Here is a 25,207-nt window from a genome sequence, read left to right as displayed (position 1 = left end):
GTCTAAATTGCTTCAAGGCTAAATTGTCGGGGCCCGCTGATAGCTTGGCTGCAAGGGTTTAACCATGGCACGGAAGGAAGGTGGGTCGCGGTGTTCTTTCTCGATTCCGAGACCGCAGGCGCCCCGCAGGACCTGGTCTTCTCCGCCAGCGACCTCGTCATCGCTGCCACCTGCGAGTACCAGTTGCTCCGGAAACTCGATGAAAAGCTGGGCCGCGCCGCCAAACCGGACTTCCCGCCGGACGCCATGCTTGAGCGCACCGCACAGCTGGGAGACGTCCATGAGCACAGGGTGCTGGATGACTTCGTGGCTGAGTTTGGGCACTGGGATCCGACGACAGGAAAAGGCGTTTACGACGTCGTCCCGGCCGACGCGATGGACCGCACCACCCTTTCGGCCAAGCACGCGGAATCCATCGACGCCCTCAAATCCGGCGCGGACATCGTATTCCAGGCCGCCTTCTTCGACGGCCAGTTCCATGGCCGCTCTGACTTTCTGGTGAAACGTCCCGGTGGCATGTACGCAGTCTTTGACACCAAGCTGGCACGGCATGCGAAAGTCACGGCCTTGCTGCAATTGGCCGCGTACGGGGATCAAATGCTGCAGGCCGGCATCACGCCTGACCCCACGCTCACCCTGGTCCTGGGCAACCGTGTCCACAGCGACCACCCTTTGTCGCAGGTCCTCCCGGTGTTCAGGGAGCGGCGCGCCCGATTCCTTGGCATGACCGCTGCGCACATTGCGGAGCCCGGGCCCATCGAATGGGGTGACGCCCGCTTCTCCGCATGCGGCCGCTGCGATTACTGTGCCGAGCAGGTCCAGTTCCACCGGGACCTCCTGATGGTTGCAGGGATGCGCATCAGCCGGCGGAAGAAACTGATCGAGGCCGGGATCACCACCATCGACCAACTGGCAGCCTCTCCTGCTGACGGCGACCCGATGTTCCTCAGGCTCCGGGAGCAAGCCCAACTGCAGACCGGCACAGGCACGCCTGATGGAACGGTCAATTACACGGACAAGTCCGGCGAAGCCAAGTCGGTGAGTTACACAGTGCTTCCTGACAACACCTTGGGCAGGCTCCCCGTGCCCGACCCGGGCGACATCTTCTTCGATTTCGAGGGCGATCCCCTCTGGCAGGACCCTGTCACCGGAAAATGGGGGCTTGAGTACCTCTTCGGCGTCATTGAGAATCCTGTAGGACCCGGGGCCGCACCAGTGTTCCGGCCCTTCTGGGCGCACTCGCGTGCTGAAGAAGGCCAAGCGTTCGTGGCTTTCCTGGACTACGTGGCCAAACGTCGCGCGCAATATCCGGGGATGCACATCTACCACTACGCCGCCTACGAGAAAACGGCCCTCAGAAACCTTTCCCTGACGCACGTGGTGGGCGAATCCGCCGTCGACGATCTCCTGCGCGAGGGCGTCCTGGTGGACCTTTACGACACCGTGCGCCACAGCATCCGTGTCTCCGAAAACTCGTACAGCATCAAGAAGCTTGAGCCTCTCTACATGGGCCAGCACCTGCGCTCCGGGGACGTCACCGACGCCGGCGCCTCCGTGGTTGCCTACGCGGACTTTTGCACGGCGCGGGACACTGGTGAAGCAGACGCGGCGGCGGCAATCCTTGAGGGCATCCGGGACTACAACGAGTACGACTGCCTCTCAACCCTGGAGCTGCGCAACTGGCTTCTCGCCCGGGCGGCAGAACGCTCCATCCATCCGGTCGGCGGATCGGACGACGCAGCTCCCACAGATACAGAACCCGAGAAGTACGAAGCAGCCCCGGAAGAAAAATCCCTGTTCGATTACCTGGCTGGCCTACCGGAGGATGAGAAGTCCACCGCGGATGCGCGCGCCATTGGCATCGTCGCAGCTGGAGTGGGCTACCACCGCCGCGAGGACAAGCAGCATTGGTGGGGGCACTTCGACCGATTGGAAAAGCCCACCTCGCAGTGGCCGGACGAGCGTGACCTCTTCGTGGTGGATCACGCTGAGATGCTCCAGGACTGGGCTAAGCCGACACCCCGGAGCAACCCGGCGCGGACGGTGAAGCTCTATGGCCGCTCGGGGGACGGAGCAGGACTCGAGGCCGGCAAGAAGTACTTCAGAATGTATGGCTCGCCCCTTCCGGACGGCTTGCAGGGGAAGGAATCGGCCGTGCTGGGCAGGGCCGGCTGGAACGGGACCCTGGTCACCGAGGTTGGAGAGGACCAGGACTTCGAAACGGTCACTATCACCGAAGGCCTTCGCAAGGACTCAAGTGCGTTCAGCCAACTGCCCATTGCACTGACCCCGGATCCGCCCATCGCTACGAAAGGCCAGCGGGCGGCCCTCGCCGCGCTGGCAGCACAACTCAAGGACGCACTTCCGGACTGGCCACAGGACCCGGCACTGGACCTGGTGCGGAGAAGGCCGCCCAAGCTGCGGAGCCTGGAGGCCCTGCCTCGTGTGGAGCCCGGGCCTGATGGTTACATCGACGCCATCACTGCGGCTGTTACCGACCTGGACGATTCCTACCTGGCCGTCCAGGGTCCTCCGGGGAGTGGCAAGACCCATGTCGGCGCCCACGTCTTGGCGCGGCTCATAGCCAACGGCTGGAAGGTGGGCGTCGTGGCGCAGTCACACGCCGTGGTGGAGAACATGCTGTGCGCCGCCGTGGAGAAAGCAGGGGTGGATCCGCACCGGGTTGCCAAGGAAGTCAAGCACGATAACCCCGTGCCGTGGATGCACTGCGGAAAGGGCAACGTCGAGGACTTGCTCGCCAAGCCGGGAGGTGCCCTGATCGGCGGGACCGCCTGGACCATGGTTGGCAAGGAAGTCCCCGCCGGTTCCTTGGATTTGCTGGTCATCGACGAAGCCGGCCAATTCTCGCTGGCTAACACCATGGCAGTGAGTCGCGCAGCCAAACGGCTCCTGCTCCTGGGCGATCCGCAGCAGCTGCCCCAGGTCACGCAGGGCAAACATCCGGAACCCGTAGATGAGTCGGCACTTGGCTGGCTCTCTGATGGCTACAACACCTTGCCGCCGGAACTGGGCTATTTCCTGGCTCTGTCCTGGCGTATGCATCCCGAACTCTGCAGCGCAGTTTCAGAGCTCTCGTACGACAACCGGCTCGAGTCAGCGCCTGCCGCCAAGGAACGCCACTTGGAAGGGGCGAGTCCCGGGATCTCCTGCGTCTATGTCCCGCACACCGGGAATTCGAGCAACTCGCCCGAAGAAGCCGCCGAAGTGGTCAGGCAGGTCCAAGCCCATCTGGGACTGGAATGGCTGGACCCCTCGCAGGCCCCGGATCCCAAGCCCCTCCAGGAATCCGACATCCTGGTGGTCGCGGCCTACAACGCCCAGGTCCAGCTCATCAAGCATGAGCTCCGGGCCGCAGGCTTTCTCAGCGTGCGGGTAGGAACAGTGGACAAGTTCCAAGGGCAGGAAGCACCGGTGGTCATCGTGTCCATGGCCGCCTCGGCAGCAGCTGAGGTTCCCCGGGGCATGGAGTTCCTGCTCCTTCGCAACCGGATCAACGTGGCTGTGTCGCGCGGTCAGTGGCGTGCCGTCGTTGTGCGTTCGCCGGAACTGACAAACTACCTCCCGACACATCCGGAGGGACTGGAGAACCTTGGCGGCTTCGTGGCCCTCTGCCAACGGAGTGTTGGCACAGCTGATGGCCTTAAAGAGGCCCGTTAAGAACCTCGGCCGTACTGAAGCTCAACGCTTCGTCCAGCACCAGGCCGAAATTCCGGGCATTGTGCGCGAAGCGTCCCAGGAACAACCCCGATACGCCTGAAAGCTGGGGCAGCAGCCCCGGCTTGGCCGACCCCCCATATATGACGGGCAAATCAACCAGGCCGTGCTGGCCTAGCGAGTCCCGCAAGGCAGCCACCACCCGCGAGACGTAGGCAGCCGACGCCGGCTCAGGAGCACCGATGGCCCACACCGGCTCGTAAGCAATGATGAGCCCGGAAGCGACGGACCAGTCACCGGATACGGCTGCCCTGATCTGCCGGAACACCAACTCCGCCGCAGCTTCTGGCGTGCTGAGCTCAGGCTCCCCCACGCACAGCAGCGGGGTGAGGCCAGCATGGACGGCGGCCCTGACCTTGAGTGCCACCACACGGTCGTCTTCGGCGAAGTGGCGTCGCCGTTCAGCGTGGCCGATTTCTACGAGGCCCACACCGAGCTCGGCGAGCATCGAAGGGGAAACCTCCCCTGTCCATGGCCCATCAGCCCATCCACAGTTCTGCGCGCCGAGCAGGAGGGGAGAATCCGCCATCGCCGCGGCTGCGGCGGGCAACACAGGAAACGACGGGATCACGAACGGGACCACCCGCCCGGCCGCAAGGGCCGGGCGGGCGTCCACTTCAGCCACCAACTGCTCCAACCACGCCAGGGACTGCGCGTAGCCCATGTACATTTTGGTGCTGACTCCTACGTAAAGGACGTCAGGCGAAGGGAGGGAGGCAGCTTGGCGCATGGTCTACTTGTCCAGCAGTTCGTCGGCTTTGTTGGTGAAGGCTCGGGTACCGAACATCATCAGTGCCGCCACGAACGGCAGGACACCCAAGGCGTAGACACCCATGGTTCCCGTGTCGGAAGCGGTGACCTGGTTGACGGTGGTGCGCAGGATCGGTGCCACGAATCCGCCGAGGTTTCCGAGCGAGTTGATCAGCCCGATACCCGCAGCTGCGGCAGTTCCGGTGAGGAACGCCGTCGGATATGACCAGCAAATGGGACCGGTCGACAGGAAGCTGCACACCGCCAAGGTGATGAAGATGATGCCGATGGCCGGCATGTGGTTTGCACCGGCCCAGGCGGAGCCGAAGATGCAGAGGCCCGTGGAGATAAACAGCGCGGTGCCCCAGCGGCGTCGGCGGGCAACGGTGTTGGCCGCTTTGCCAATGAAATAGCAGGCGAAGATGCCGAAGAACCACGGGATGGCTGCCATGAGCCCGACGGCGAGGCCCACCTTTTGGCCGGTCAGCTGCGCTACCTGCTGCGGCAGGTAGAAAGTCACCCCATAGACGGCCACCTGCAGGCAGAAGTAGATGACGGTGAAGTACCAGACCCTGCCGTTGCGCATTGAGGCCAGAACGCCGCGGGGGCCGAACTCTTCCTTGACCGTGTCTTCCATGGCCATGACATCGGACAGCGCCTTCTTCTCCTCTTTCGAGAGGAACTTGGCGTCCTGCGGGCTGTTGATGAGGAAGAAGTAGGCGGCCACACCAGCCAGGACGGCGAGCATGCCTTCAACGAAGAACATGACCTGCCAACCAGCGACGCCCGGAACCTGGTCGCCGATGTTGATGAGCCAACCGGACAGCGGCGCACCCATCATCTGGGAGAACGGCTGGGCCAGGTAGAAGATGGCGAACATCTTCACGCGGACCTTGTTGGGGAACCAGGCCGCGAGGAACATGATCACGCCCGGGAACAGGCCAGCTTCGGTGACGCCCAGCAGGAAGCGAAGAATGATGAAGGACGTCTCACCCTGCACGAACGCGAAGCACGCTGAAACGATGCCCCAGGTGATGGCGATTCGGGCCAACCACACTTTGGCTCCGAACTTGGTGAGCAGCAGGTTGCTGGGGATTTCAAACAGCGCGTAGCCGATGAAGAAGATACCGGCACCGAGGGCGTAGGCCCCTGCGGTGATGCCCTTGTCCATTTCCAGTGCGGCTTCGGCGAAGCCAACGTTGGTGCGGTCCAGGAAAGCCACGACGTACAGGATGACGAGCATCGGCATGAGCCGCCGGGATGCTTTGGAGATCGCCGATTTGAGGACCGGCGTATCCAGCAACTCCTTAGTGGAATTGGTGGCAACAGACATTGAAACTCCTCTTTGAGTGACAGGAAATGACTAGTGCGGCGCGATCGGCTTCGATCAGCGCGGGAAGAAAATGAGCACCATGCCCACTGCGCAGGCGAGAATGCCCACGGCAAGGTAGATCTTGCGTTCTCTGGTCCAGGTCCGCATGGCAGCCCTAGTGCATGTACAGTCCGCCGTCCACATTCAGCGTCTGGCCGGAGATGTATCCGGAGTCCTCGCTGATGAGGAAGGCGATGGCGGCTGCGATGTCCCGGGTGGAGCCCACGCGGTTCACTACGAGGTCCTTGGTGAGTTCATCCTTGCGCTCCTGGCTCAGCGTGCCGCCCATGATGTCGGTGTCGATGGGGCCGGGAGAGATGGCGTTGACGGTGATGTCGTACTCGCCCAGCTCGCGGGCTGTTGCCCGGGTCAGGCCGATGACGCCGGCCTTGGCTACTGAGTACGGGGTCTTGGAGAAAGTGCCGCCGCCGCGTTGCGCGGAAACGGAGGAGATGTTCACGATCCGCCCGATCCGGTTCTTGACCATGGATTCGGCCACACGGCGGGTGGCGTAGTGGACACCGTTGAGGTTGATGTTGAGGACCCGGTCCCACTCGGCTGCTTCGAGTTCCAGGTAGCCGATGGGCGAGCTGACGCCGGCAACATTGGCAAGGGCGACGATCTGGGGCAGTTCAGCTTCGAGTTCGTCTATGGCTGCGCGGACTTCGGCTTCGCTGGCCACGTTCGCGCCTACGCCGTGGGCCTGCACGCCGAATTCCGCGGCGATTTCCTTGGCAGCCAGCTTGCAGGCAGCGTCGTCAAGGTCGATGATGCCGATGTTCCAGCCTTGGGCAGCCAGGTAGTTGACGGTGGCACGGCCGATGCCGCGCTCGGACACTGCGCCAGTGACAATTGCGGTGCGTGATGCGGGGAAAGTCATGTGTCTTCTCCTGTGAAGTCTTAGTGGATGGGGGCCGGGCCGAGCTCTTCAATGAGCTTCTGCATGGCGACGTAGGCCTTGTTGCGGTAGGCGATGAGTTCCGGCGTACGCTCGGCGGGAACATTGAGGAAACCGGCGCCGGTCTTGGTGCCCAGCTTGCCTGCCTCGACGAGGTCGGAGAGGATCTTCGGCGTCGCAAAGCGTTCCGGGAAGCCCGTTTGCAGCGACTTGTAGCAGAAGTTGTAGACATCCAAACCGGCCATGTCCGCAATGGCGAACGGTCCAAAGAAGGGCAATCGAAAGCCGAACGTCGTACGCACCAAAGTGTCGACGTCGTCCGCTGTTGCGATCCCCTGCTCAACCAGTTGAGCCGCTTCGTGGAACAGCGCGTACTGCAACCGGTTCAGCACGAACCCGGTGACGTCCTTGACGACGGCGGTCTGCTTGCCGGCTGCGTGGACGAGGTCGCAGGACGCGGACACCGTCGCGGCAGAGGTACCTGCGTGCGGGATGACCTCGACGCCCGGGATGAACGGTGACGGGTTGGAGAAGTGGACCCCCAGGAAACGTTCCGGGTTGGTCACGGCTTCGGCCAGGTCCGCAATGGAGATCGTGGACGTGTTCGAGCCGATCAGGGCGTCCGGTCGGGCCGCAGCACTGATCCGCGAAAGGGTTTGGTGCTTGATCTCGAGGACCTCAGGGACGGCTTCTTCGATGAAGTCGGCATCGGCCACGGCTTCCTCAATGTCCTTGGCAGCCCAGAGGTTCTGCTTGAGGATCTCCGTGGACCCGGCCGGGAAAAGCCCGTCCGCAATGAACTGCTCCGACTCCTCCAACAACCGGTCGTAGTTCTTCTGCGCCACTTCGGCGGAAACATCGGCCAGCGCCACGCGAGCTCCGCCGAGGGCCAGGACCTGGGCGATGCCGCCGCCCATGTAGCCGGAACCGACGACGGCGATCTTCCGGGCTGCGTTACTGGCCGGGCCTGCGTTTGCTTCAGAAATGGTCATGTTCAGACTGCCTTCGTGTAGTCGGGCTCATAGGAGCAGATGGCGTCCACCTTGGCGGCGGAGGATGAGGTTTCGTCGAAGCGGTGGTCGAGCCACTCTCCTACAAGCTTTTTGGCCAGTTCCAAGCCAATCACCCGCTGGCCGAGCGTCAGGACCTGGGCGTTGTTGCTAAGGACTGAGCGCTCCACGGAGTAGCTGTCGTGGGCGGTTACTGCCCGGATGCCGGGAACCTTGTTGGCCGCGATTGCCACGCCGAGTCCCGTGCCGCAAATCAGCAGTGCCCGGTCGGCTTCGCCTGCTGCCACCTTGCGGGCGGCGTCGACGGCAACGTGCGGGTAGGCCGTGGAATCGTTGAAGCCAACTCCCACGTCTGCCACGGAAGCGACGCGCGGATCTGCTTCCAGGAGCGCCATGAGTGCTTGCTTATACTCAACGCCGGCTTCGTCATTGCCGACGACGATGCGCCAGCCTTGGTTGTTGCTCATGCTCAGGCTCCGTTTCCGGCCGGTGCCGCTGTTGTGGCGGTGGCCAGTAGTGAATCGATGTGGCTGGAGATTCTTGTGGCAATCAGTCCGAAGGAGACCGCGCCAGGATCGGGATGGCCGAGGCTCTTTTCCGCGAGCGGACGGGCACGGCCCTTTAGCGGCCTCAGTTCAGCGGTCTTCGCGGCAGCGGACTCGGCCGCCGCCGCGGCGACTGCCAGTGCCCGGTCAACGGGGGCACCGCCGTCGAGCTCTGCCAGGAGGGTGTCCCGGAACGGCAGGAGCGCGTCCACCATGGTCTTGTCGCCGGGGTCGGCCTTGCCGAGTTCGGTGATGGCGCGGACGAACGCTTTCACGGCGGCGGCCGCGTCCTCGGCACTGTACGAATCGCGGTTGCCGAGCGACTGTCCGGCAGCGATCACTGCCGATCCCCACAGCGCGCCCGATGTTCCGCCGGCCCGCTCACTCCAGGCTTCGCCGGCAGCGGTCAGAACGCGGGCCACGGACGAACCGGCTGCGGCCTCCCCCGCCGAAGCGGCAGCGTCGACACCACGGCGCATGCCGATTCCGTGGTCGCCGTCCCCTGCGATCGCGTCCAGCTTGCCGAGTTCCTCTTCATGCTCGACGACGACGTCCCTGACCTGCGCGAGGATGGCCACGGCCTGCCGCCCAAGTTCCGCGGCCGCCGCGGTGGGCTGTTCGACGTCGGCCGTTTCGGCGTCGTCGGCCGCGGCCTCGGCGCGGGGTGCACGCGGGGCCGTGCTGCCCTTGCGGAACGCCGGTGTATCGGCCGGCGCTGCCCAATACTGTTCCAGTTCCCCGTCCAACCACAGCAGCGTTAGCGATAGACCGGACATGTCCAGGCTGGTCACTAGCTCACCGCATTCGGGTTCCACCACCGTGAGTCCTACCGCGGTGAGGAGCTTCTCCACCTTGCCGAACAGCAGGAAAAGTTCGTCGTATTTCACGGTTCCCAGTCCGTTGACGATGGCGACCACGCGTTCACTGGCGTCCTCAGGCTTGTCGGCGAGCAGCTTTGACACCAGGAGTTCGGCAAGCTCGGATGCCGTGGGCATGGGGTGCTCGGAGATCCCGGGTTCGCCGTGGATACCGAGTCCCAGGGACATCTGGCCGGAGGGCACATGGAACAGCGGATCCTTGGCACCAGGCAGCGTGCAGCCGTCGAAGGCCACGCCGAGCGAACGCGTGCGGTAGTTGGTCTTGATGGCCAAACGCTCGACGTCGTCAAGGTCCAGTCCCGCTTCGGCCGCAGCACCTGCGATCTTGAAGACGGTGAGGTCTCCAGCGATGCCGCGGCGCTTCTCGAGTTGGTCGAGCGGGGCGCTGGCAATGTCATCGGTGACTGTGACGGTGCGGGTTTCGATGCCTTCGGCATTGAGCCGCAGCTGGGCCTGGCCGAAGTGGAGGACGTCGCCGGCGTAGTTGCCGTAGCTCAGGAGGACACCGCCGCCGGCGTTGGCTGCCTTGGCTACCCGGTACACCTGTCCCGCTGCCGGTGAAGCGAACATGTTGCCGCAGGCGGAGCCTGTCGCCAGGCCCGGGCCGACCAGCCCGGCGAAGGCCGGGTAGTGTCCCGAACCGCCACCAACCACCAGCGCTACCTGGCCGGAGGGGACTTCGGTGGACCGGACCACGCCGCCATCCACCCGGGCAACGTAACCACGGTTGGCAGCAACAAAGCCGTCCAGGGCTTCATCGGCGAAGTCTGCCGGATTGTCGAAGATCTGTGTCATTTTCCTAGACTCCTGCCAGCTGGGTGGCTGGTTCCTGGCGACCCTGCGCAACCCGGCTGGTGCCCAACGCGTAACCGTCGGACTTCGGCAGGACGTGCCTGCGGAGGTAGTCCTGGTTGCTGGCGGTGACGCTCAGGCCGTCGCCGCCGTAGTGCTCGGTGCAAAGGATGCCCTGGAACCCAACGGACAGCGCGAATTTGAAAGCCTCGCGGTAGTTGATAAGTCCGCTCTCCATCGGAGCCGGCATGGTGATGTAGCTGTCGCGGGCCACGTCTTCGTCCCGGATGTAGTTCTTCATGTGCCAGTAGTTGGAGTACGGGAGGGTCTTGGCCACCATTTCGCGCCAGTCCTCAATGGGCCGGTGGAGGCGGATCAGGTTGCCGAGGTCCGGGTTGAGGCCCACATTGTCCAAAGCAATGTCCTGGACCAGCTGGACAGAGGAGTCAGCGGTGCCCAGGTACGTGTCCTCATACATTTCGAGGGAGACCAGGATGCCGGCGTCGGCTGCGTGCTTGCCAAGTTCGCGGATGCGGGAGACTGCGTTGCCCCACGCTTCCTTGTCCCCCGCGGGGTCCTTATAGCCCTCCACGGTCCAGAACCACAGCTGCTTCTGCTGCTCCGGGGTGATGGCCTGGTGCAGGCCGAACGAGACGACTTCGCACCCGAGCTCCGCGGCGGCGTCGATGGTGCGGTGGCTGTAGGCGAGGTTGTCTGCCCAGTCCGTGTGGTGGATGACGCTGCGTCGGATGGCAGAGATGACGGGAACGCCTATGCCTACGTCAGCGGCGGTCTGCTTGAATTCCGCCAGACGCTCCTTGCTGAGGTCACCGGGGCGGACCCAGCTGTCCGTGAGGTCGGCGTTCGCGAAACCTGCGTCCTTAACTTCCTCGAGGACCGAGGCCCAAACCGAAGCGTCGGCGTCGTTCACCTGGGTGCCCTCGGCGTCAGTGCCGGGGAATTGCAGGAGGGCCGCTGTAATGGGCCAATTCTCGGCGGTGTACGCCATGATGATCACTCCTTCGTGGAATCCTGTTTCCTATAGGATTTACGAAGCAAGCAAAGCTGTCAACCCTTTTGTGAAACTTCCTAGATCCTATATGTCATACATATCCATGTGAAGGGGGTCACTCAAGACGCAAAAAGACCCGCCGACGGAGCCGGCGGGTCTCGGGTATGGGTTAGTCTTCCGGCGCGTCAGCCATCGCCCGGCCGCGCACCTTCTCCACGTGATCGATCATCATCTGCGCTGCCTTCTCCGGGTCCCCACTCAGCATGGCGTCCAGCACGGCCTGGTGCTCGGCAATCGCCTGCTCAGCATCCGTGATGCCCACTCCCCCGAACAGCCGGAACCGTTGGATCTGGCCGCCCAGGGTGTTGTAGGCCGCGAGGAGGAACTGGTTGTTGGCCTGCGCGGCGATGAGTTGGTGGAAGCGTTCGTCGGCCTCTAGGTAGCTGCGGTACTCGGCAAATGTTCCACCGCGGGGTGCCGTTTTCAGGTCCTCCACGGCTTGCTTAAGTGCGTCCAGACCGTCGGGTGTCATGCGCGAGCAAGCCAAGCGGGCATTGACCGGTTCGATGGAAAGCCGCGCTTCCATGAGCTCAGCGAAATCCTCGCGGGTGAAGACTGGCGCCACCCGGTAGCCCTTCAAAGCGACGCGCCGGACCATGCCCGTGTGCTCCAGCCGGGCCAAAGCCTCGCGGACCGGTGTGGGCGATACGTCGAGGTCACGCGCCATCCCATCGATGCTTACCGCCGCGCCAGGCTCCAATCGGCCGTCCATGAGCCATTCCAGGAGGGCTTCGTAGACGTGGTCGGCCAGCACTTGGCGGCTGACGGGAAAGCCGGCGCGGGCGACGGAAGGATCAGGCATGCCACAAATCCTATAGGAACGCCGACGTCAGGCAGGGCAAGCGCCTCCGTCACATCGCGCCGGGACCACGCGTTAAAACCACGACGTCGGCACCCGGGTTGGGTGCCGACGTCGGGAAGAACTTTAGAGGGTGTGCTTGACGCTTAGTTCGCGTAGAACGGGTAGTCCGTGTATCCCTCGGCGCCATCAGCGTAGAAGGTGGACGCGTTCGGCTCGTTGAGCGGCAGGCTCTCGCGCCAGCGGCGGGCAAGGTCCGGGTTGGCGATGGCGGGGCGACCCACCACTACGGCATCGGCCAGGCCGTCCTCGATAATGGCCACGGCTTCCTCGCGGGTGGTGATCTCGCTGAAGCCCGTGTTCACCAGGAACGTTCCGTTGAAACGCTCGCGAAGGTCCTGGACCAGGGCGCCCTTGGGGTCGTGGTGCAGGATGCTCAGGTATGCCAGGTTCAGCGGGGCGATGGTGTCCACCAAGACCTCGTACGTGGCGCGTACGTCCGCGGCATCAACTTCGGCGATGCCTTGAACGTTGTGCTCCGGTGAAATCCGGATGCCTACACGGTTGGCGCCGAGGGCTTCCACTACGGCATTGACGGTCTCGATCACGAAGCGGGCACGGTTCTCCGGGGAGCCACCGTAGCTGTCCGTGCGCACGTTCGAGTTCGGGGCGAGGAACTCATGCAGCAGGTAACCGTTGGCTGAGTGAAGTTCGACGCCGTCGAAACCTGCCTCAATCGCATTCCTGGAGGCGGTAACGATTTCCTGGATGACGCCCGGGAGCTCGTCCGTGCGAAGTTCGCGGGGCACCGGGTAGGCCTGCTTGCCGTTGGGCGTGCGGACTTCGCCGTCGATGGCTACGGCGCTGGGGCCGACGATCTCGACACCGCCGGTGATGTCGGCATGTGAAACGCGTCCACCGTGCATGATCTGGGCGAACATGTGGCCCCCCTCGGCGTGCACGGCTTCAGTAACTTGCTTCCAGCCGGCGATCTGCTCTTCAGTCACGAGTCCCGGCTGGCCCGGGTAGGACCGGCCCGCGGGGGTTGGGTAGGTTCCTTCGCTGACGATCAAGCCGAGCGAGGCCCGCTGGCGGTAATGCTCAGCGATCAAAGAACCAGGAATGCCTTGGTCGCCTGCGCGAAGGCGCGTCAGGGGCGCCATCACCAGTCGGTTGGACAGTTCAAGTTCGCCGAGGGCCAGGGGGGAAAACAGCATGCGCGGATCCTTTCAGAATGAATCAGGTTCACTCTGGGCAACTGCATGGCGTCTGCAACTATTCCGCTTGAGGCGCAGATCACACAGTCGGGCTGGCATCCCAAGCCGGGCTGGCGGCCAGGAGCTCTCCCGCGCGGCGGGCTACTCCGGCTTGATGTTCTTCAGGGCGTCGTCAAAGCACTCGCAGAGGGCCAGGACCGCCACCAGGTGCGCTTCCTCGGCGTGGGGTGGATCGGTGTTGATGCAGATGGCCTCATTCACCGAGTCTGCGAGATCCTTGGACTCCTGGCCGGTGAGGGCCCAGACCCGGGCACCCCCTGCCTTGGCGGCCGCAGCAGCGTCCCGCAGGTCGTCGGTGATGCCCTTCGCAGCCAGGAGGACAACGATGTCGCCGCGGCGGACCTGGTCCGTGATTTGGGCGCTGATACTGGGAGAAGCCCCATCAGATCCGCTGGCGCCTTTTGGAATGTAGATGGCTTTGAAACCGGAGCCACCCCCGGGATCGTGGGCCGCGAGCTCCGAAGTGAACCTCTGGGCTTCGTGCGATGAACCGTCGCTGCCGGCAGCGAACACGGTCCCACCCCGCCGCCGGACACGTGCCAGCTCTTCGCCCCATTCGGCGAGCCTGGAGGATTCCCGGCGCAGGGACGCAACCGCTGGACCGATTTCGCCCAAGTGCCCAAGAACAACATCGACGGCGTGCCGGCTCGCCTTGGACCCGGCCGCACGCACCTCCTGACCTGTTCGCCTCACCACGATGCTCACTTTCCTGCCTCCGTTTCCCGGTCGAAACTATAGGTTCCGATCGCCGTCGCGCGTTGAACCCTCCCGTACCGAACCGTTGCGATCGGACCTGTCTCTGGTCAGGCGCTCCCCCTCCGCCGCATTCGAGCGGTCGGTGCTGGTTTCATCCAAGGGGTCCGAGCCGTTGGAACGGTCACCGGCATTCGGGTCCAGCTTGTCCGCGTGGCGGAGATGCTCTTCAACACGCCCGCGAGCCTCGTCGGCTTTCTCCGAGTGGCGTTCGGCTTCCTTGCGGAGACGGTTCGCCTCCACTTCGGCCTGCAGTGCGTTGGCTTCGGCCTGCGCGGATTCGGCTTTGGCCTGGTGTGCGCCGATCGCTTCTTCGGCGGCCTTCTCCCGCAACTCTTCGGCCCGGTGACGGTTGACTTCGGCCTTCTTACGACGTCCGACGACTACCGCGATCACAACAGCGGCTATAACGACGACGGCGATGACGATGATCAGCACCAGCTGTCCTGTGTCCATCTGGATTACCTCCCTGGTGTGCGGCTTTTGGGGGCGCCGCCCGTTGCCCACGCTGTGGTTGCTACCGAAGACGTACCCCGGCCGGAGTACTTCCAAACGATGTACATGGCCTAGGCCGGGAGTTCCATCCTGAAACCACAGCGGCACTGGAGCACGCGGGTTTTCAGGTAAACGTCCATGAGGCCGTCGTCTGTGTCTTCGGTGGAAAGGGGTGCGTACACGCTGCGGGCCGACGTCGTGGAGAACTGCATGGGTTCGCCGCAGTGGAAGTATTGTCCACCAAATTGCAGCAGTCCAGAGACGGTTCCGTTGCGGTTCAGCACGGCAGCGACTTCATGGAACGCTGCGGTGTGCGCATAGGAGGATTCGCAGGCCAGGCAGGTGTAGGACACGGAGACCAGCAGCTCGCCGGAGTGCGGCTCTATGGACTCGATTGTCTCCAGGTCCAGGTGATCGGTGGACCTGCACTTGCCGCACAGCAGGGCCTGGGCTTTGGGATGCGGCGTTGAGCCAGGAATCAACGGATTTCTCATCATCGACAATCTGATCTCTCCTCGGTCAACTCTGTCCGATAACTCTCTCTGGCAATATCGTAACTAATGATCAGCTTGCTTACTAGTTGCTAGCTGCCTGTTGCTAGGGTTCCCTGGCGTCGGAACGCGCAGATTGGGTTTCGCTGGCTTCATCGCTCATATCCACAATGTAGGCCCGGGCCTCGACACTGTCGAGGTCAGGCGGCCTTGTGCCGAGGTATCAACTCTGCTTCGCTGGGAGGGTCTCCTGCAGCGTGGGACAGCTCCAGCCGAACAGCAGGGAGAACCAGTTGTGAAAGCAGTGACATGGCAAGGCCGGCGCTCTGTGAGCGTCATCGACGTCCCGGATCCAACCATTCAAGAACCCACGGATGTAATTGTACGAATCACGTCCTCGGCCATCTGCGGTTCGGATTTACACCTGTACGAAGTCCTCGGCCCATACATGCATAAGGGCGACGTCATAGGCCACGAACCCATGGGAATCGTGGAAGAAGTCGGCTCGGAAGTCCACCGCCTGAAGAAGGGCGACCGCGTGGTGGTGCCCTTCAACATCTCCTGTGGGCGTTGTTATATGTGTAATCAAGGCCTGCAGTCACAGTGTGAAACCACCCAGGTCACTGCCAAGAACTCGGGAGCTGCCCTGTTCGGGTACTCCGAACTCTATGGCTCCGTGCCCGGCGGACAGGCCCAGTACTTGCGGGTCCCGTTTGCGGATTACGGTCCGGTCAAAATTGAATCCGATGCCCCCGACGAGCGCTACCTTTTCCTTTCGGACATCCTTCCCACCGCCTGGCAGGCAGTAGAGTACGCGAACGTCCCCGAAGGCGGCACACTCGCGGTGCTCGGACTGGGGCCGGTGGGCCAGTTCGCTGCCAGGATCGGCGTCCATAAGGGATTCAGGGTGATCGGCGTCGACCCCGTGCCTGAGCGCAGGGCCATGGCGGAACAGCACGGCGTGGAAACCATGGACTACAGCCCGGACGTTGCCGGCCAGATCCGGGAAGAGACGGTGGGACGCGGCCCGGACTCAGTGGTGGACGCCGTGGGGATGGAAGCCCATGGCTCACCCGTGGCCTCCTTCCTGCACAAGGCTGTGTCCTTGCTCCCGGACAAGCCGGCACAGGCCGCCATGGAGACCATGAGCGTCGACCGGCTTGCCGCACTGCACACCGCCATCGACACCGTCCGACGCGGCGGAACCATATCGCTCAGCGGTGTGTACGGCGGACAGGCGGACCCCATGCCGTTGATGACCATGTTCGACAAGCAGATCCAGTTGCGGATGGGCCAATGCAACGTGCGCAGTTGGACTGACCAGTTGCTCCCGCTGGTAGAGGACGACGCCGATCCGCTGGGCGTCATGCGCCTGGTCACCCATACGGGTTCCCTGGACGACGCCCCTGAACTGTACGAGAAGTTCCAGAAGAAACAGGACGGCTGCATCAAGGTGGTCCTCAAGCCATAGGCAGCCGCTCACCCTGCACACCAAGGACGTTCAGGAAACACCCAGAATCGCTAGATAGCCTAGCGATTGTCATAGTTGGATTACATCGAAGGAGGGCCCATGGGACTCGGAGACAAGATCAGCAACAAGGCACAGGAAGTCACCGGCAAGGCAAAGGAAGCCTTGGGTGACGCCACCAATAACGAGAAACTGCAGGCAGAAGGAGCCGCTGACCAGGCGGCCGCCAAGACCAAGCAGGCCGGAGAGAACGTCAAGGACGCCGCCAAGGACGTCTTCGACAAGTAATCCGCAAGCAGTAACCACACAGCACAACGCCCCGGCTCCCTCCAAGGGAACCGGGGCGTTCGTGTCACCCCGGCCAAGGGGCCAGGGCACCTACTTCTGGGCGGGGAGCACCAACTCGCCCGACTTGTCGGTGGAGAGGGCGAGTGACGAGATGAACCGGGGTTCGCCGTCGGGCCCGTCCTGACCGGAGCGGAGCATGTCCGGTCGTTCGAACTCGATGCCGGTGACGTGGCAGGGGAGCTTCGCGTCACTCGGGTTACCGTCGGCGTCGAACATGGGCAGGTCGATTCCGTCATCGGTGCGCCGGAGGTAGTAGCGTCCCTTGGTGGCAAGAGCCAGGACCGGCGGCAACACCAAAGCCAAACCCACCGCGAAAATGGGTGAGAACGGCTGGACTGCCGAACCGAACGCCCCGAAGAACACAGCGATCGACACTCCGGCGGAGACCAGCATGGACACGAAGCCCACCGGGTTCACCGCGTAGAGCATCCCGCGGCGGAACTCGGGAACCTTGGGTGAAATCTTCAACAGGTACTTGTTGATGGCGATGTCCGAGGCCACAGTGACCACCCAGGCCATGGCGCAGTTGGCGTAGAAGCCCAGGATGGTGTTGAGGAACTCGAACATGTTGGACTCCATGAGGATCAGCGCGATCACCAGGTTCACCACCACGAACACCATGCGGCCCGGGTAGGTTTTGGTGATGCGGGTGAAGGAGTTGGTCCAGGCCAGCGAGCCGGAGTAGGCGTTGGTCACGTTAATCTTGATCTGCGAAATCACCACGAGCACGACGGCCAAGGTCATCGCCAACCATGCGGGCATCATCTCTTCGTAGACGCCCAGGAACTGGTGGACTGGTTCGTTTGCGTGGACTGCTGCTGCGGGGTCGAGCTTGGCGATGAGGTAGATCGCAATGAACAGGCCAATGATCTGCTTGATGGCTCCGAAGATCACCCAACCCGGTCCGGCCAGGATCACGGCACGCCACCAGGCACCCTTGTTTTCCGCGGTCTTGGGCGGCATGAAACGGAGGTAGTCGATCTGCTCGGCAATCTGCGCCATCAGGGACAGGCAGACACCGGCCGCCAGCATGACGGAGGCCAGGTTGGGGCCGCCCTCACCCGAAGCGCCGGTGAAGGCGAAGAACGCATCGATGCTTTCCGGGTGGGACAGGAGCAGGTAGCCCACGGGAACAACCATGAGCAGCAGCCACAAGGGCGTGGTCCACACCTGCAACGTGGCGAGCGTCTTCATCCCGTAGATCACCAGCGGAATGATGATGATGGTGGACACCGCGTAGCCGATCCACTGCGGGATGCCCAGGCCCAACTGCAGGCCCTGGGCCATGATGGAGCCTTCCAGGGCGAAGAAAATGAAAGTGAACGTGGCAAAGATGATGTTGGTGACCACCGAGCCGTAGTAGCCGAATCCTGAGCCGCGGGTAATGAGGTCAAGGTCGATGTTGTACCGTGCGGCGTAGTAGGCCAGTGGGAATCCCGTGGCGAAGATGATTACGGCCGCCACGATGATGCCGAAGATCGCATTCACCGTTCCGTAGGCGATGCCGATGTTCGCGCCGATCGAGAAGTCGGCCAGGTAGGCGATGCCACCCAAGGCACTGGTGGCTACGACGCCAGCGCTCCACTTCCGGTAGGAGCGCGGGGCGAACCGGAGCGTGTAATCCTCCAGGCTCTCCTTCGCAGCACTCAATGCGTCGGCGTTGCCTTGCTGCGGCGTGCCGGCGGTGCCGATTCCGACGGCGGTGCCTGCCGCCGTCGTCGGCTCCAATATTGCGGTACTCGTCTTGTCGTCACTCATGCGTGGTCGCTTTCGTCCGGGGAGGGTGCCTCGCCCACGACGCTAGTAATGCAGCGCGTCAATTCCGTCACGTGCATGTTTCGCATCTGTAACTTCTGCATCAGGGGGCCCCGCGCGCCCACCACCAAATTCCGCGACGGCGCTTTGTGCGGAACCCACAAAATCGGCTGTGACCAGCACCGATACCGTCGAGGCATGACCCCAGAAGCCATCAGCTACACCATCCTGGACACCGCCCGCGAACAGGTCCTGGAGCGCGGTGAGGGCCTGGACGAGGCGCAGCTCATCCAGATCCTGGAACTCCCCGACGACGCCATCCCGGCAGCCCTGCAACTGGCCCACGAAGTGCGGCTCAAGCATTGTGGGGAGGACGTGGAAGTGGAAGGCATCATCTCCATCAAGACAGGCGGTTGTCCCGAGGACTGCCACTTCTGCAGCCAGTCCGGCCTGTTCGACTCCCCCGTCCGCGGCGTGTGGCTGGACATCCCCGAGCTCGTCAAAGCAGCGAAGGAAACCGCCGCCACCGGGGCCACTGAGTTCTGCATCGTCGCAGCAGTCCGCGGCCCGGACATCAAGCTCATGAACCAGATCAAGTTCGCGATCGACCGCATCAACGAAGAAGTGGACATCAACATCGCCTGCTCCCTGGGCATGCTCACACAACGCCAAGTGGACCAGTTGGCGGAGTGGGGCGTGCACCGCTACAACCACAACCTCGAAACAGCCCGCAGCTTCTTCCCGGAGGTGGTCACTACCCACAGCTACGAGGAACGGCTGGAAACCTGCGCCATGGTCAAGGCAGCCGGCATGGAACTGTGCTGCGGCGCCCTGATCGGCATGGGTGAATCGGCGGCTCAGCGCGCCGAGCTGGCCGCCCAACTGGCCGCCCTGGAACCGCACGAAGTCCCGCTGAACTTCCTCAACCCTCGCCCCGGAACACCCTTGGAAAACCAAGGAATCATGGACGGCAAGGATGCCCTCCGTGCCATCGCCGCGTTCCGTCTCGCCATGCCCCGGACTGTCCTCCGGTACGCCGGCGGTCGAGAACTGACCCTCGGCGACCTCGGCACCCGCGATGGGCTGCTCGGGGGCATCAACGCGGTGATCGTCGGCAATTACCTGACAACGCTGGGCCGGCCTGCCAATGCCGACCTCAACCTCCTGGTGGAGCTGAACATGCCCATCAAGGAATTCCAGAAGTCCCTGTGACAACCGGCTATTGCGGGCATTGCGGCGGCGTCGCAGGCGCGCCGGCAACGCCAAGCGGGACTCGGACGCCGGACCCTCACCACAGCTGCCGTCAGCAGTTGGCGATGGAGCCGCCCCGCTATTGCGTGGAGTGCCGCAGGCGAATGAAGGTCCAGGTCACTCCGACGGGCTGGACGGCGGAGTGTTCGCGGCACGGCCGCACGGGTTTTTGTGCAGATACTGCCCCTCAAAACGCTTCCTAAGGGCGGTATCGGTACGAAACTCCCTGGGTAGGCTGGATTCATGGGCGAAGGCCGGGACCGTCTGACGCAGGAGCAGCGTAGCCGCAACATGTCCAAAATCCGAGGGAAGGATACCAAGCCCGAGTTGCTGGTCCGCAGGCTGCTGCATGCCAAAGGCTACAGGTACCGGCTGCATGGACGGGTCGGCTCAACCAAGCTGCCTGGCCGCCCGGACCTGGTGTTCGCGGGCAGGCGCAAAGTCATTTTCGTCAACGGCTGCTTCTGGCATTTTCACGACTGCAAGGTTGGCCTGCATGCCCCTGCGGCAAACGCGGAGTTCTGGGAAGCCAAACGTTCCCGGACCAGGGAGCGCGACGCAAGGCAACGGGAGCTGTTGCACGCTGCGGGTTGGGACGTACTGACCGTGTGGGAATGCGAGCTGGGCAACCAGTCGATGCTCGAAGAACGGCTGACCGGTTACCTCGATACGGGCAGAGGCTACGGTGCGGACGTGGTTGTCGGGGCTGACTCAACAACGTGATCAACACCGGCACTGTGTGAGCTCTGTTCCCAGAGGGCGAAAGCGGCCGTGCCGCCGATGCCCAAGAGGATGGTCATGCAAAAGACGATCAAAACCATGAGCGCCGGTGATATGCGAGCCCCACTGTCCATGCTGTTTCCCGCTCCTTGGTTCAAGACTGACATCCCCAGATCAGTGACCTCCAACCTGCTCTTCACCACTTTCAGGCCCGGTGATCAAGACTCCCTCTGAGTCCGCTCAAGATTGGATCAAGCTTTGGGTTTCCGGCACTTGGGTAGTTAGGCGGGTTCTACTGTTGAATCGTGAATCGATTGTTTGGAGGCGGGAGGGGTTTGGTGTCCGAGTATGGCGAGTGCACCGAAGTCCTGGTGGATCGCACGGTCCTCATCGCACTCCAGGCCGAGCTTGGCGGCGACCAGGCCATCATCGGTGCGTTCGTCCGGAACTACGTAGCCCTGCTGCCGTGGCGGGTTTCGCGGCTTCATCGCGCGTTGGACAACGCGGACATGGAAGACGCCATGGATGCTGTGCTGAGCTTGAAGACATCCAGCCACATGGTGGGTGCAATTTGCATGGACCGCCTGGCCAGGGAACTGGAAATTGGCATCCGCCTCTTGCCCAACGAAAACCACTTGGATGAGCTGCGGCCCCTGGTGACCCACATCGAGCAGTACGTCGCCGGCACTATCGCCGAGCTGGAGTCACCTGTTCCGTAACGCGGCGCGTTAGTTGTTTTGCGCGGACGGCGCGAGCCGGTATCCCACGCCGCGGACCGTCTCCAGCCAACGCGGGGCCTGGATGCTGTCGCCAAGCTTTTTGCGCAGGTTCCCCATATGCACCTCGACGGCGCGTTCGTCGGCGTCGCTGACGTAACTTCCGACGTCGTATGGTTCGTTCCGAAGGCGACGGGCCAGATCGGCCTTGGTCCGCACAATACGTCCGGTCTCCAGCAGTGCGAGCAAAAGGTCGAACTCGGTGCGGGTCAGCTTCAGTTCTTTGCCGTTCAGCACTGCTGTGCGTGAGCCAGCGGAAACGGACAGGCCGTTATGGGCCATCTCCGGATCGGCTTCGTCCGGAACACTCCTGGTGTCCGACGACGCGCGGGGCCTCCGCATCATGGCCTCCACACGGGCGCGCAGCTCGCGGGGACGGAAGGGCTTGGTGAGGTAGTCATCGCCGCCGGCTTCGAGGCCCATGAGGGTATCGAGTTCTTCAGCGCGTGCGGTGAGCATGATGATGTAGGCGTCCGAGGACTTGCGGATTTGGCGCGCGACCTCAAAACCGTCGATGTCGGGAAGGCCGAGGTCCAAGGTGATGACGTCCGGATTCAACTCGCGGGCCGACATGACGCCGGCAGATCCCGTGGACGCAGTGTGGACATCAAACCCCGCCTGGGATAGAACCACACGTACCAATTCGCGAATATCCTGGTCATCTTCAATGACCAACCCCACACGTACTTCATTCATCGCTGCCCCTCAGCCCCTTCGATAACCTCAGAAGTATATCCGTTATGGTTAGGCTGATCTCATGAACCAAATTTCTTCTGCATCCGTGGTGGATGTGCCATGACCGGCCCTTCTTTTTGGGATATTGGCGAAAAGAAGAAATTGTTGATCTTTCAGCGCTCCTTCCATGAACATACCCTGCGGATGCGGGTAGCCCTCAGCCAATTGCCGTTATCTGTATGTGTCTGCTTGTCGGCTGTATTGGTTTGGCTGTTTTTTCCGGCCACACTCGGAAATCCGTTGTTCCTGATCTTCCTGCTCAGCCAGGCTTTTTTGTTGGCATTGTGCATCATTGTGCCGTGGCACAGGCTTCCCTTTGCCAGCTTCCTGGCCATCCCCATCCTGGACATGGTGTCGATCGCGTTCGGCCGGGAGGGTGGACAGGAAGCGCTCACCGGCCTCAGCGTCCTGGTTGTGCTGCCCGTCATTTGGCTATGCGCTTCGGGCCTGTACCCGAAACTGGCCATAGTCCTGTCCTTCATTGGCCCCTTGGCCATCGTGTGGTTCCCCTTGTTCGTCCGTGGTGACCTCTCGGAGCAAGCCCTGACCAAGCCGCTCCTGTTCCCCATACTCATTCTTGGCATCGGCGTGTCGGTCAGCGTCCTGACCTTGAGCATGGTTCGCCAACAGCGAGCCATGGAGCAGAAGGACGAGGCACTCAAGGAAGCACTGGAAGTCAGCACCAAGCAGGAGCGGCTCCTGAACACTGTCATGGAGGCCTTGCCGCTGGGTGTGGTGGCGGTGGACGGGGACGGGCACGACATCCTCATGAACCGTCGCCAACGGCAAACCCACGCCCTGGCGACTCCCCCGGACAACGACGACCCCAACGAATCCCAGCTGCTCATCTTCGACACCGACCGCACCACCCCGTTGCCGGCCGACCGCCGCCCAGTGCGCCGTGCTGTACTGGGCGAACGGTTCACCGACCAGCTCGTGTGGCTCGGCGACGGCAAGGACCAGCGCGCCTTCACCGCTAGCGCCCGCCCCATGGTGGACGATGCCGGGAAGTTTGCCGGGTCAGTGGTGGTGTTCAGCGATGTCACGGAGTTAGTGAACGCGTTGGCTGCCAAGGACGACTTTGTTGCCAACGTTTCCCACGAATTCCGAACGCCGCTGACGTCAATCCTGGGCTACGTGGAACTGATCCTGGACGATCCTGATGCCTTGGATGCGCGGTCCCAGAAGCAGCTGGATATTGTCCGGCGCAACGCCGAACGGCTGCTCACCCTCGTCTCGGACCTCCTGGCTGTCCGCTCGGGCCAAATCGCCATCCAGCCTCACGCCGTGGACGTCGCGGAACTGGTGCGGGGCAGTGTTTCCTCCGCCGAACCCCGTGCAGCGAAGGCCGGGATCAGGCTGTCCATGGACTTGCCTGACGCCTTGGAAGCGCACGTCGACTCGTCACGGATCGCGCAGGTGCTGGACAACCTGGTGTCCAACGCCATCAAATACTCACCCGACGGCGGGGACGTCGAGGTAGCTGCCTGGGAGGATCAGGACTTCGTTTTCTGCCGTGTCACCGACACCGGAATGGGCATGAACGAAGAAGAACAGGCGGAGGCCTTCACCAAGTTCTTCCGCGCCGGGGGCGTCCGCAACAGCGCCATCCCCGGGGTAGGTCTGGGACTGCCCATCAGCAAGGCGATCGTTGAAGCGCACGGTGGCACCATCACCTTGGAAAGCGAACCGGGGCGCGGCACGACCTTCACGGTGAAGGTGCCCGCCTGAGGCTCAACGCTTGGCCGGCGATCCTCCCACCAAGGCCGAATCCCGACGGCGGCCGAACAGGAAGTAGCTGACGGGGCCGAAGAAGTTGACGAACGAAACAGCTCGCCAGATGCCCTTCTTGCCCCGGATGTTGGCGTCCGGGGTTTTGGCGATGCTCCGCTGCGCGGCCACCAGCAACGCCATGTTCACCACGCCGCTGGCCACCACGGAAATCCGCTGGCCCTTGCTCATATCCCGCCACGATTTCTTGCGAGCCATGGTTTTGCCTCCACTCCGGATAGGTTCCTTCTCAGGCTAGTCCGACGGCGGTCCACCCGCCACAGCCTGGCGCACCACTTCGCCCCACGACTGTTCGGCGAGGTCTGCCACCGCAGCCAGGATTTCCGCGGGCGGCCCGGAAAGGTCCAGCGGATACTCCACAATGTCTATGTCAGTGTTCAGGATCCGCCGCAACTTCATTTCCCCGGAACCGGCGTACACCAACCAGGCGGTGGGAACCCTGAGCGCGGTGCAGTAGGCCAGCAACTGGTAATGGTCGGCACTCAAGGAGGCACCGGCGTCGGAAGCTGCTTTGTACTTGGAGTCGTACACCACCACGGGCCGGCCGCCCAGGAAGTGGACAGCATCGGGCCGGACGGTGAGGCGATCGGAGTCACGGACGGCCTCGTTCAGCAGGGCGCCGTACTGGAGCCGCATCTCTCCCGGGTGGGCGCTCATGGCACTGCGCAGGGCTGCGCCCACGAACTCCTCGAAAACCTGGCCCATGTCCACCACGAAGGAAGCGCTCTGCTGTTTGCCCATACCGGCCTCGGCGGAGGCATTGCGGAGGATCACCTCGGAGAGACGCAGGACCGCGTGGTACCTGAGGTTCATCCGGTTGGCCCGCCACGGCGGAAGCGGAGCCCTCGACTGAAGGCGGGTGACGGCGTCGAGCTTTCCCTTGAGCTGGCGCAAGCGACTCAGGACGTCGGGCCGGACACCGGGCACCTGTCCCATCCGCTCCAAGGCGGCCCGAAGAATCCGGTTCTCGGCAATGTCCTCCGTGAATTCGTCGTAGGACACCTCCAACGGAACCATCATTCCGGGGCGGCGGGAGATTTGGTCCGAGATGCGGATGCGGCCCTTGACCGTCCGGAGCGATTCGTCCACTGTCAGGTAGCCCTGGAGGACGCCCCGGCTCAGTGCCTTGTCCGCAAGTTGGGCCAGCGACTCGGCGAGCGCGCTCCACAAGTCCGGGTGCTCCACGGCCTCCACCGACTGGTCGCGGAAGCCTTGCTCGCCGGCGTAGCTGAGCAGGAAGAGCAAGCGGCTGAGGCCCAGCCGGTCTTTCGGGCGGACTTCCAACTGCACCGTGGCAGTGCGCACGGAGCCCACCTTGCCCACCGGTTCTATCCGGTAGAGGCCCATGCCCATGGGCGATGCCTTCGCCAGTCCGCTGGCGTTGATAAACGCCGCCGATTCGGGGTCCAGCTTGTCCACTACTCCGCCGGAGAGCTCATCCATGACAATGTGCCGTGGACCCGATGGTCCGCGGCGGGCACTCGCAGGAGCCCGGC

General features: G+C 63.1%; 24 protein-coding genes. 8 read left to right on the top strand and 16 right to left on the bottom strand.

Going from position 1 to position 25,207, the window contains the following annotated elements:
* Window positions 1-90: 90 nt before the first annotated feature.
* Complete coding sequence (locus J2Y68_RS04915; RefSeq protein ID WP_309990470.1) at window positions 91-3,678, top strand: TM0106 family RecB-like putative nuclease; 3,588 nt, start codon at window positions 91-93, stop codon at window positions 3,676-3,678.
* On the opposite strand, the gene J2Y68_RS04910 is transcribed toward J2Y68_RS04915, so the two are convergent.
* The 12 genes from J2Y68_RS04910 to J2Y68_RS04855 form a co-directional block, all read right to left on the bottom strand.
* Window positions 3,662-4,465: a triose-phosphate isomerase family protein gene (locus J2Y68_RS04910; protein ID WP_309990468.1), complete on the bottom strand. Its 804-nt coding sequence runs from the start codon at window positions 4,463-4,465 to the stop codon at window positions 3,662-3,664. The genes J2Y68_RS04915 and J2Y68_RS04910 overlap by 17 nt on opposite strands.
* Window positions 4,466-4,468: 3 nt before the next feature.
* Window positions 4,469-5,818, bottom strand: coding sequence for an MFS transporter (locus J2Y68_RS04905; protein WP_309990465.1), 1,350 nt, complete (start codon window positions 5,816-5,818; stop codon window positions 4,469-4,471).
* A gap of 154 nt (window positions 5,819-5,972) precedes the next feature.
* Window positions 5,973-6,737, bottom strand: coding sequence for an SDR family NAD(P)-dependent oxidoreductase (locus tag J2Y68_RS04900; protein ID WP_309990464.1), 765 nt, complete (start codon window positions 6,735-6,737; stop codon window positions 5,973-5,975).
* A 20-nt stretch (window positions 6,738-6,757) separates the two neighbouring features.
* Complete coding sequence (locus J2Y68_RS04895) at window positions 6,758-7,747, bottom strand: 3-hydroxyacyl-CoA dehydrogenase family protein (RefSeq protein ID WP_309990462.1); 990 nt, start codon at window positions 7,745-7,747, stop codon at window positions 6,758-6,760.
* Window positions 7,748-7,749: 2 nt separating this feature from the next.
* Window positions 7,750-8,232, bottom strand: coding sequence for a ribose-5-phosphate isomerase (locus tag J2Y68_RS04890; protein WP_309990459.1), 483 nt, complete (start codon window positions 8,230-8,232; stop codon window positions 7,750-7,752).
* Window positions 8,233-8,234: 2 nt separating this feature from the next.
* Window positions 8,235-9,983 (bottom strand): dihydroxyacetone kinase subunit DhaL, encoded by a 1,749-nt coding sequence (gene dhaL / locus J2Y68_RS04885; protein ID WP_309990456.1) that lies wholly within the window; start codon window positions 9,981-9,983, stop codon window positions 8,235-8,237.
* Window positions 9,984-9,987: 4 nt separating this feature from the next.
* Window positions 9,988-10,989: a sugar phosphate isomerase/epimerase family protein gene (locus J2Y68_RS04880; RefSeq protein ID WP_309990451.1), complete on the bottom strand. Its 1,002-nt coding sequence runs from the start codon at window positions 10,987-10,989 to the stop codon at window positions 9,988-9,990.
* Between the two features lie 172 nt (window positions 10,990-11,161).
* The gene (locus J2Y68_RS04875; RefSeq protein ID WP_309990449.1) at window positions 11,162-11,854 is read right to left on the bottom strand and encodes a GntR family transcriptional regulator; all 693 of its coding nucleotides are present in this window, start codon (window positions 11,852-11,854) and stop codon (window positions 11,162-11,164) included.
* Window positions 11,855-11,997: 143 nt separating this feature from the next.
* Window positions 11,998-13,068, bottom strand: a complete 1,071-nt coding sequence (locus tag J2Y68_RS04870) for an alkene reductase (protein WP_284985998.1) — start codon at window positions 13,066-13,068, stop codon at window positions 11,998-12,000.
* Window positions 13,069-13,209: 141 nt separating this feature from the next.
* Complete coding sequence (locus J2Y68_RS04865; RefSeq protein ID WP_309990446.1) at window positions 13,210-13,833, bottom strand: SIS domain-containing protein; 624 nt, start codon at window positions 13,831-13,833, stop codon at window positions 13,210-13,212.
* Window positions 13,834-13,860: 27 nt separating this feature from the next.
* The gene (locus J2Y68_RS04860; protein ID WP_309990443.1) at window positions 13,861-14,337 is read right to left on the bottom strand and encodes a hypothetical protein; all 477 of its coding nucleotides are present in this window, start codon (window positions 14,335-14,337) and stop codon (window positions 13,861-13,863) included.
* A gap of 110 nt (window positions 14,338-14,447) precedes the next feature.
* A complete protein-coding gene (locus tag J2Y68_RS04855; protein WP_309991625.1) occupies window positions 14,448-14,873 on the bottom strand; it encodes a hypothetical protein in 426 nt (141 codons plus the stop codon).
* Between the two features lie 289 nt (window positions 14,874-15,162).
* Between J2Y68_RS04855 and J2Y68_RS04850 the strand changes: the two genes are divergently transcribed.
* Window positions 15,163-16,338, top strand: coding sequence for a zinc-dependent alcohol dehydrogenase (locus tag J2Y68_RS04850; protein ID WP_309990441.1), 1,176 nt, complete (start codon window positions 15,163-15,165; stop codon window positions 16,336-16,338).
* A gap of 99 nt (window positions 16,339-16,437) precedes the next feature.
* Window positions 16,438-16,623 carry a CsbD family protein gene (locus J2Y68_RS04845; RefSeq protein ID WP_211712941.1) on the top strand — a complete coding sequence of 62 codons (186 nt, stop codon included), beginning with the start codon at window positions 16,438-16,440 and terminating at the stop codon, window positions 16,621-16,623.
* 90 nt (window positions 16,624-16,713) lie between these two features.
* On the opposite strand, the gene J2Y68_RS04840 is transcribed toward J2Y68_RS04845, so the two are convergent.
* Entirely contained in the window at window positions 16,714-18,441 is a 1,728-nt protein-coding gene (locus J2Y68_RS04840; protein WP_309990438.1) for a purine-cytosine permease family protein, read from the bottom strand.
* 195 nt (window positions 18,442-18,636) lie between these two features.
* Between J2Y68_RS04840 and bioB the strand changes: the two genes are divergently transcribed.
* The 4 genes from bioB (at window position 18,637) to J2Y68_RS04825 (ending at window position 21,128) form a co-directional block, all read left to right on the top strand.
* The gene (gene bioB, locus J2Y68_RS04835) at window positions 18,637-19,650 is read left to right on the top strand and encodes a biotin synthase BioB (RefSeq protein ID WP_309990436.1); all 1,014 of its coding nucleotides are present in this window, start codon (window positions 18,637-18,639) and stop codon (window positions 19,648-19,650) included.
* Window positions 19,647-19,892 (top strand): biotin synthase auxiliary protein BsaP, encoded by a 246-nt coding sequence (gene bsaP / locus J2Y68_RS22050; RefSeq protein ID WP_463675848.1) that lies wholly within the window; start codon window positions 19,647-19,649, stop codon window positions 19,890-19,892. The genes bioB and bsaP overlap by 4 nt, the downstream gene beginning before the upstream one ends.
* Before the next feature lie 40 nt (window positions 19,893-19,932).
* Window positions 19,933-20,412, top strand: coding sequence for a very short patch repair endonuclease (locus J2Y68_RS04830; RefSeq protein ID WP_309990433.1), 480 nt, complete (start codon window positions 19,933-19,935; stop codon window positions 20,410-20,412).
* Between the two features lie 302 nt (window positions 20,413-20,714).
* Complete coding sequence (locus tag J2Y68_RS04825) at window positions 20,715-21,128, top strand: Hpt domain-containing protein (RefSeq protein ID WP_309990431.1); 414 nt, start codon at window positions 20,715-20,717, stop codon at window positions 21,126-21,128.
* Between the two features lie 9 nt (window positions 21,129-21,137).
* Here the strand turns inward: J2Y68_RS04825 and J2Y68_RS04820 are convergent, their stop codons facing one another.
* Entirely contained in the window at window positions 21,138-21,881 is a 744-nt protein-coding gene (locus J2Y68_RS04820; RefSeq protein WP_309990428.1) for a response regulator transcription factor, read from the bottom strand.
* A 99-nt stretch (window positions 21,882-21,980) separates the two neighbouring features.
* On the opposite strand from J2Y68_RS04820, the gene J2Y68_RS04815 reads away from it, so the two are divergent.
* Window positions 21,981-23,651 carry a sensor histidine kinase gene (locus tag J2Y68_RS04815; protein ID WP_309990425.1) on the top strand — a complete coding sequence of 557 codons (1,671 nt, stop codon included), beginning with the start codon at window positions 21,981-21,983 and terminating at the stop codon, window positions 23,649-23,651.
* 3 nt (window positions 23,652-23,654) lie between these two features.
* Here the strand turns inward: J2Y68_RS04815 and J2Y68_RS04810 are convergent, their stop codons facing one another.
* Together J2Y68_RS04810 and J2Y68_RS04805 are read right to left on the bottom strand one after the other, a co-directional pair.
* Complete coding sequence (locus tag J2Y68_RS04810) at window positions 23,655-23,909, bottom strand: PLDc N-terminal domain-containing protein (protein WP_309990423.1); 255 nt, start codon at window positions 23,907-23,909, stop codon at window positions 23,655-23,657.
* A gap of 36 nt (window positions 23,910-23,945) precedes the next feature.
* Complete coding sequence (locus J2Y68_RS04805) at window positions 23,946-25,154, bottom strand: 5-methylcytosine restriction system specificity protein McrC (RefSeq protein WP_309990421.1); 1,209 nt, start codon at window positions 25,152-25,154, stop codon at window positions 23,946-23,948.
* Window positions 25,155-25,207: the final 53 nt, after the last annotated feature.

The sequence above is a fragment of the Paenarthrobacter nitroguajacolicus genome, from assembly GCF_031455195.1.
GTDB classification, from domain to species: Bacteria; Actinomycetota; Actinomycetes; order Actinomycetales; family Micrococcaceae; genus Arthrobacter; species Arthrobacter nitroguajacolicus_D.
The sequence above is the reverse complement of the archived record's forward strand: the minus strand, read 5'-3'. Positions and strand labels throughout refer to the sequence as shown.

Coding starts and splice junctions, on each gene's coding strand:
- J2Y68_RS04905 (WP_309990465.1), bottom strand. CDS start 5,818: ATGTCTGTTGCCACCAATTCCACTAAGGAGTTGCTGGATACGCCGGTC.
- bioB (WP_309990436.1), top strand. CDS start 18,637: ATGACCCCAGAAGCCATCAGCTACACCATCCTGGACACCGCCCGCGAA.
- J2Y68_RS04820 (WP_309990428.1), bottom strand. CDS start 21,881: ATGAATGAAGTACGTGTGGGGTTGGTCATTGAAGATGACCAGGATATT.
- J2Y68_RS04860 (WP_309990443.1), bottom strand. CDS start 14,337: ATGGACACAGGACAGCTGGTGCTGATCATCGTCATCGCCGTCGTCGTT.
- J2Y68_RS04855 (WP_309991625.1), bottom strand. CDS start 14,873: ATGATGAGAAATCCGTTGATTCCTGGCTCAACGCCGCATCCCAAAGCC.
- J2Y68_RS04845 (WP_211712941.1), top strand. CDS start 16,438: ATGGGACTCGGAGACAAGATCAGCAACAAGGCACAGGAAGTCACCGGC.
- J2Y68_RS04815 (WP_309990425.1), top strand. CDS start 21,981: ATGACCGGCCCTTCTTTTTGGGATATTGGCGAAAAGAAGAAATTGTTG.
- J2Y68_RS04880 (WP_309990451.1), bottom strand. CDS start 10,989: ATGGCGTACACCGCCGAGAATTGGCCCATTACAGCGGCCCTCCTGCAA.
- J2Y68_RS04890 (WP_309990459.1), bottom strand. CDS start 8,232: ATGAGCAACAACCAAGGCTGGCGCATCGTCGTCGGCAATGACGAAGCC.
- J2Y68_RS04840 (WP_309990438.1), bottom strand. CDS start 18,441: ATGAGTGACGACAAGACGAGTACCGCAATATTGGAGCCGACGACGGCG.
- dhaL (WP_309990456.1), bottom strand. CDS start 9,983: ATGACACAGATCTTCGACAATCCGGCAGACTTCGCCGATGAAGCCCTG.
- J2Y68_RS04805 (WP_309990421.1), bottom strand. CDS start 25,154: ATGGATGAGCTCTCCGGCGGAGTAGTGGACAAGCTGGACCCCGAATCG.
- J2Y68_RS04900 (WP_309990464.1), bottom strand. CDS start 6,737: ATGACTTTCCCCGCATCACGCACCGCAATTGTCACTGGCGCAGTGTCC.
- J2Y68_RS04910 (WP_309990468.1), bottom strand. CDS start 4,465: ATGCGCCAAGCTGCCTCCCTCCCTTCGCCTGACGTCCTTTACGTAGGA.
- J2Y68_RS04895 (WP_309990462.1), bottom strand. CDS start 7,747: ATGACCATTTCTGAAGCAAACGCAGGCCCGGCCAGTAACGCAGCCCGG.
- J2Y68_RS04810 (WP_309990423.1), bottom strand. CDS start 23,909: ATGGCTCGCAAGAAATCGTGGCGGGATATGAGCAAGGGCCAGCGGATT.
- J2Y68_RS04830 (WP_309990433.1), top strand. CDS start 19,933: ATGGGCGAAGGCCGGGACCGTCTGACGCAGGAGCAGCGTAGCCGCAAC.
- J2Y68_RS04875 (WP_309990449.1), bottom strand. CDS start 11,854: ATGCCTGATCCTTCCGTCGCCCGCGCCGGCTTTCCCGTCAGCCGCCAA.
- J2Y68_RS04870 (WP_284985998.1), bottom strand. CDS start 13,068: ATGCTGTTTTCCCCCCTGGCCCTCGGCGAACTTGAACTGTCCAACCGA.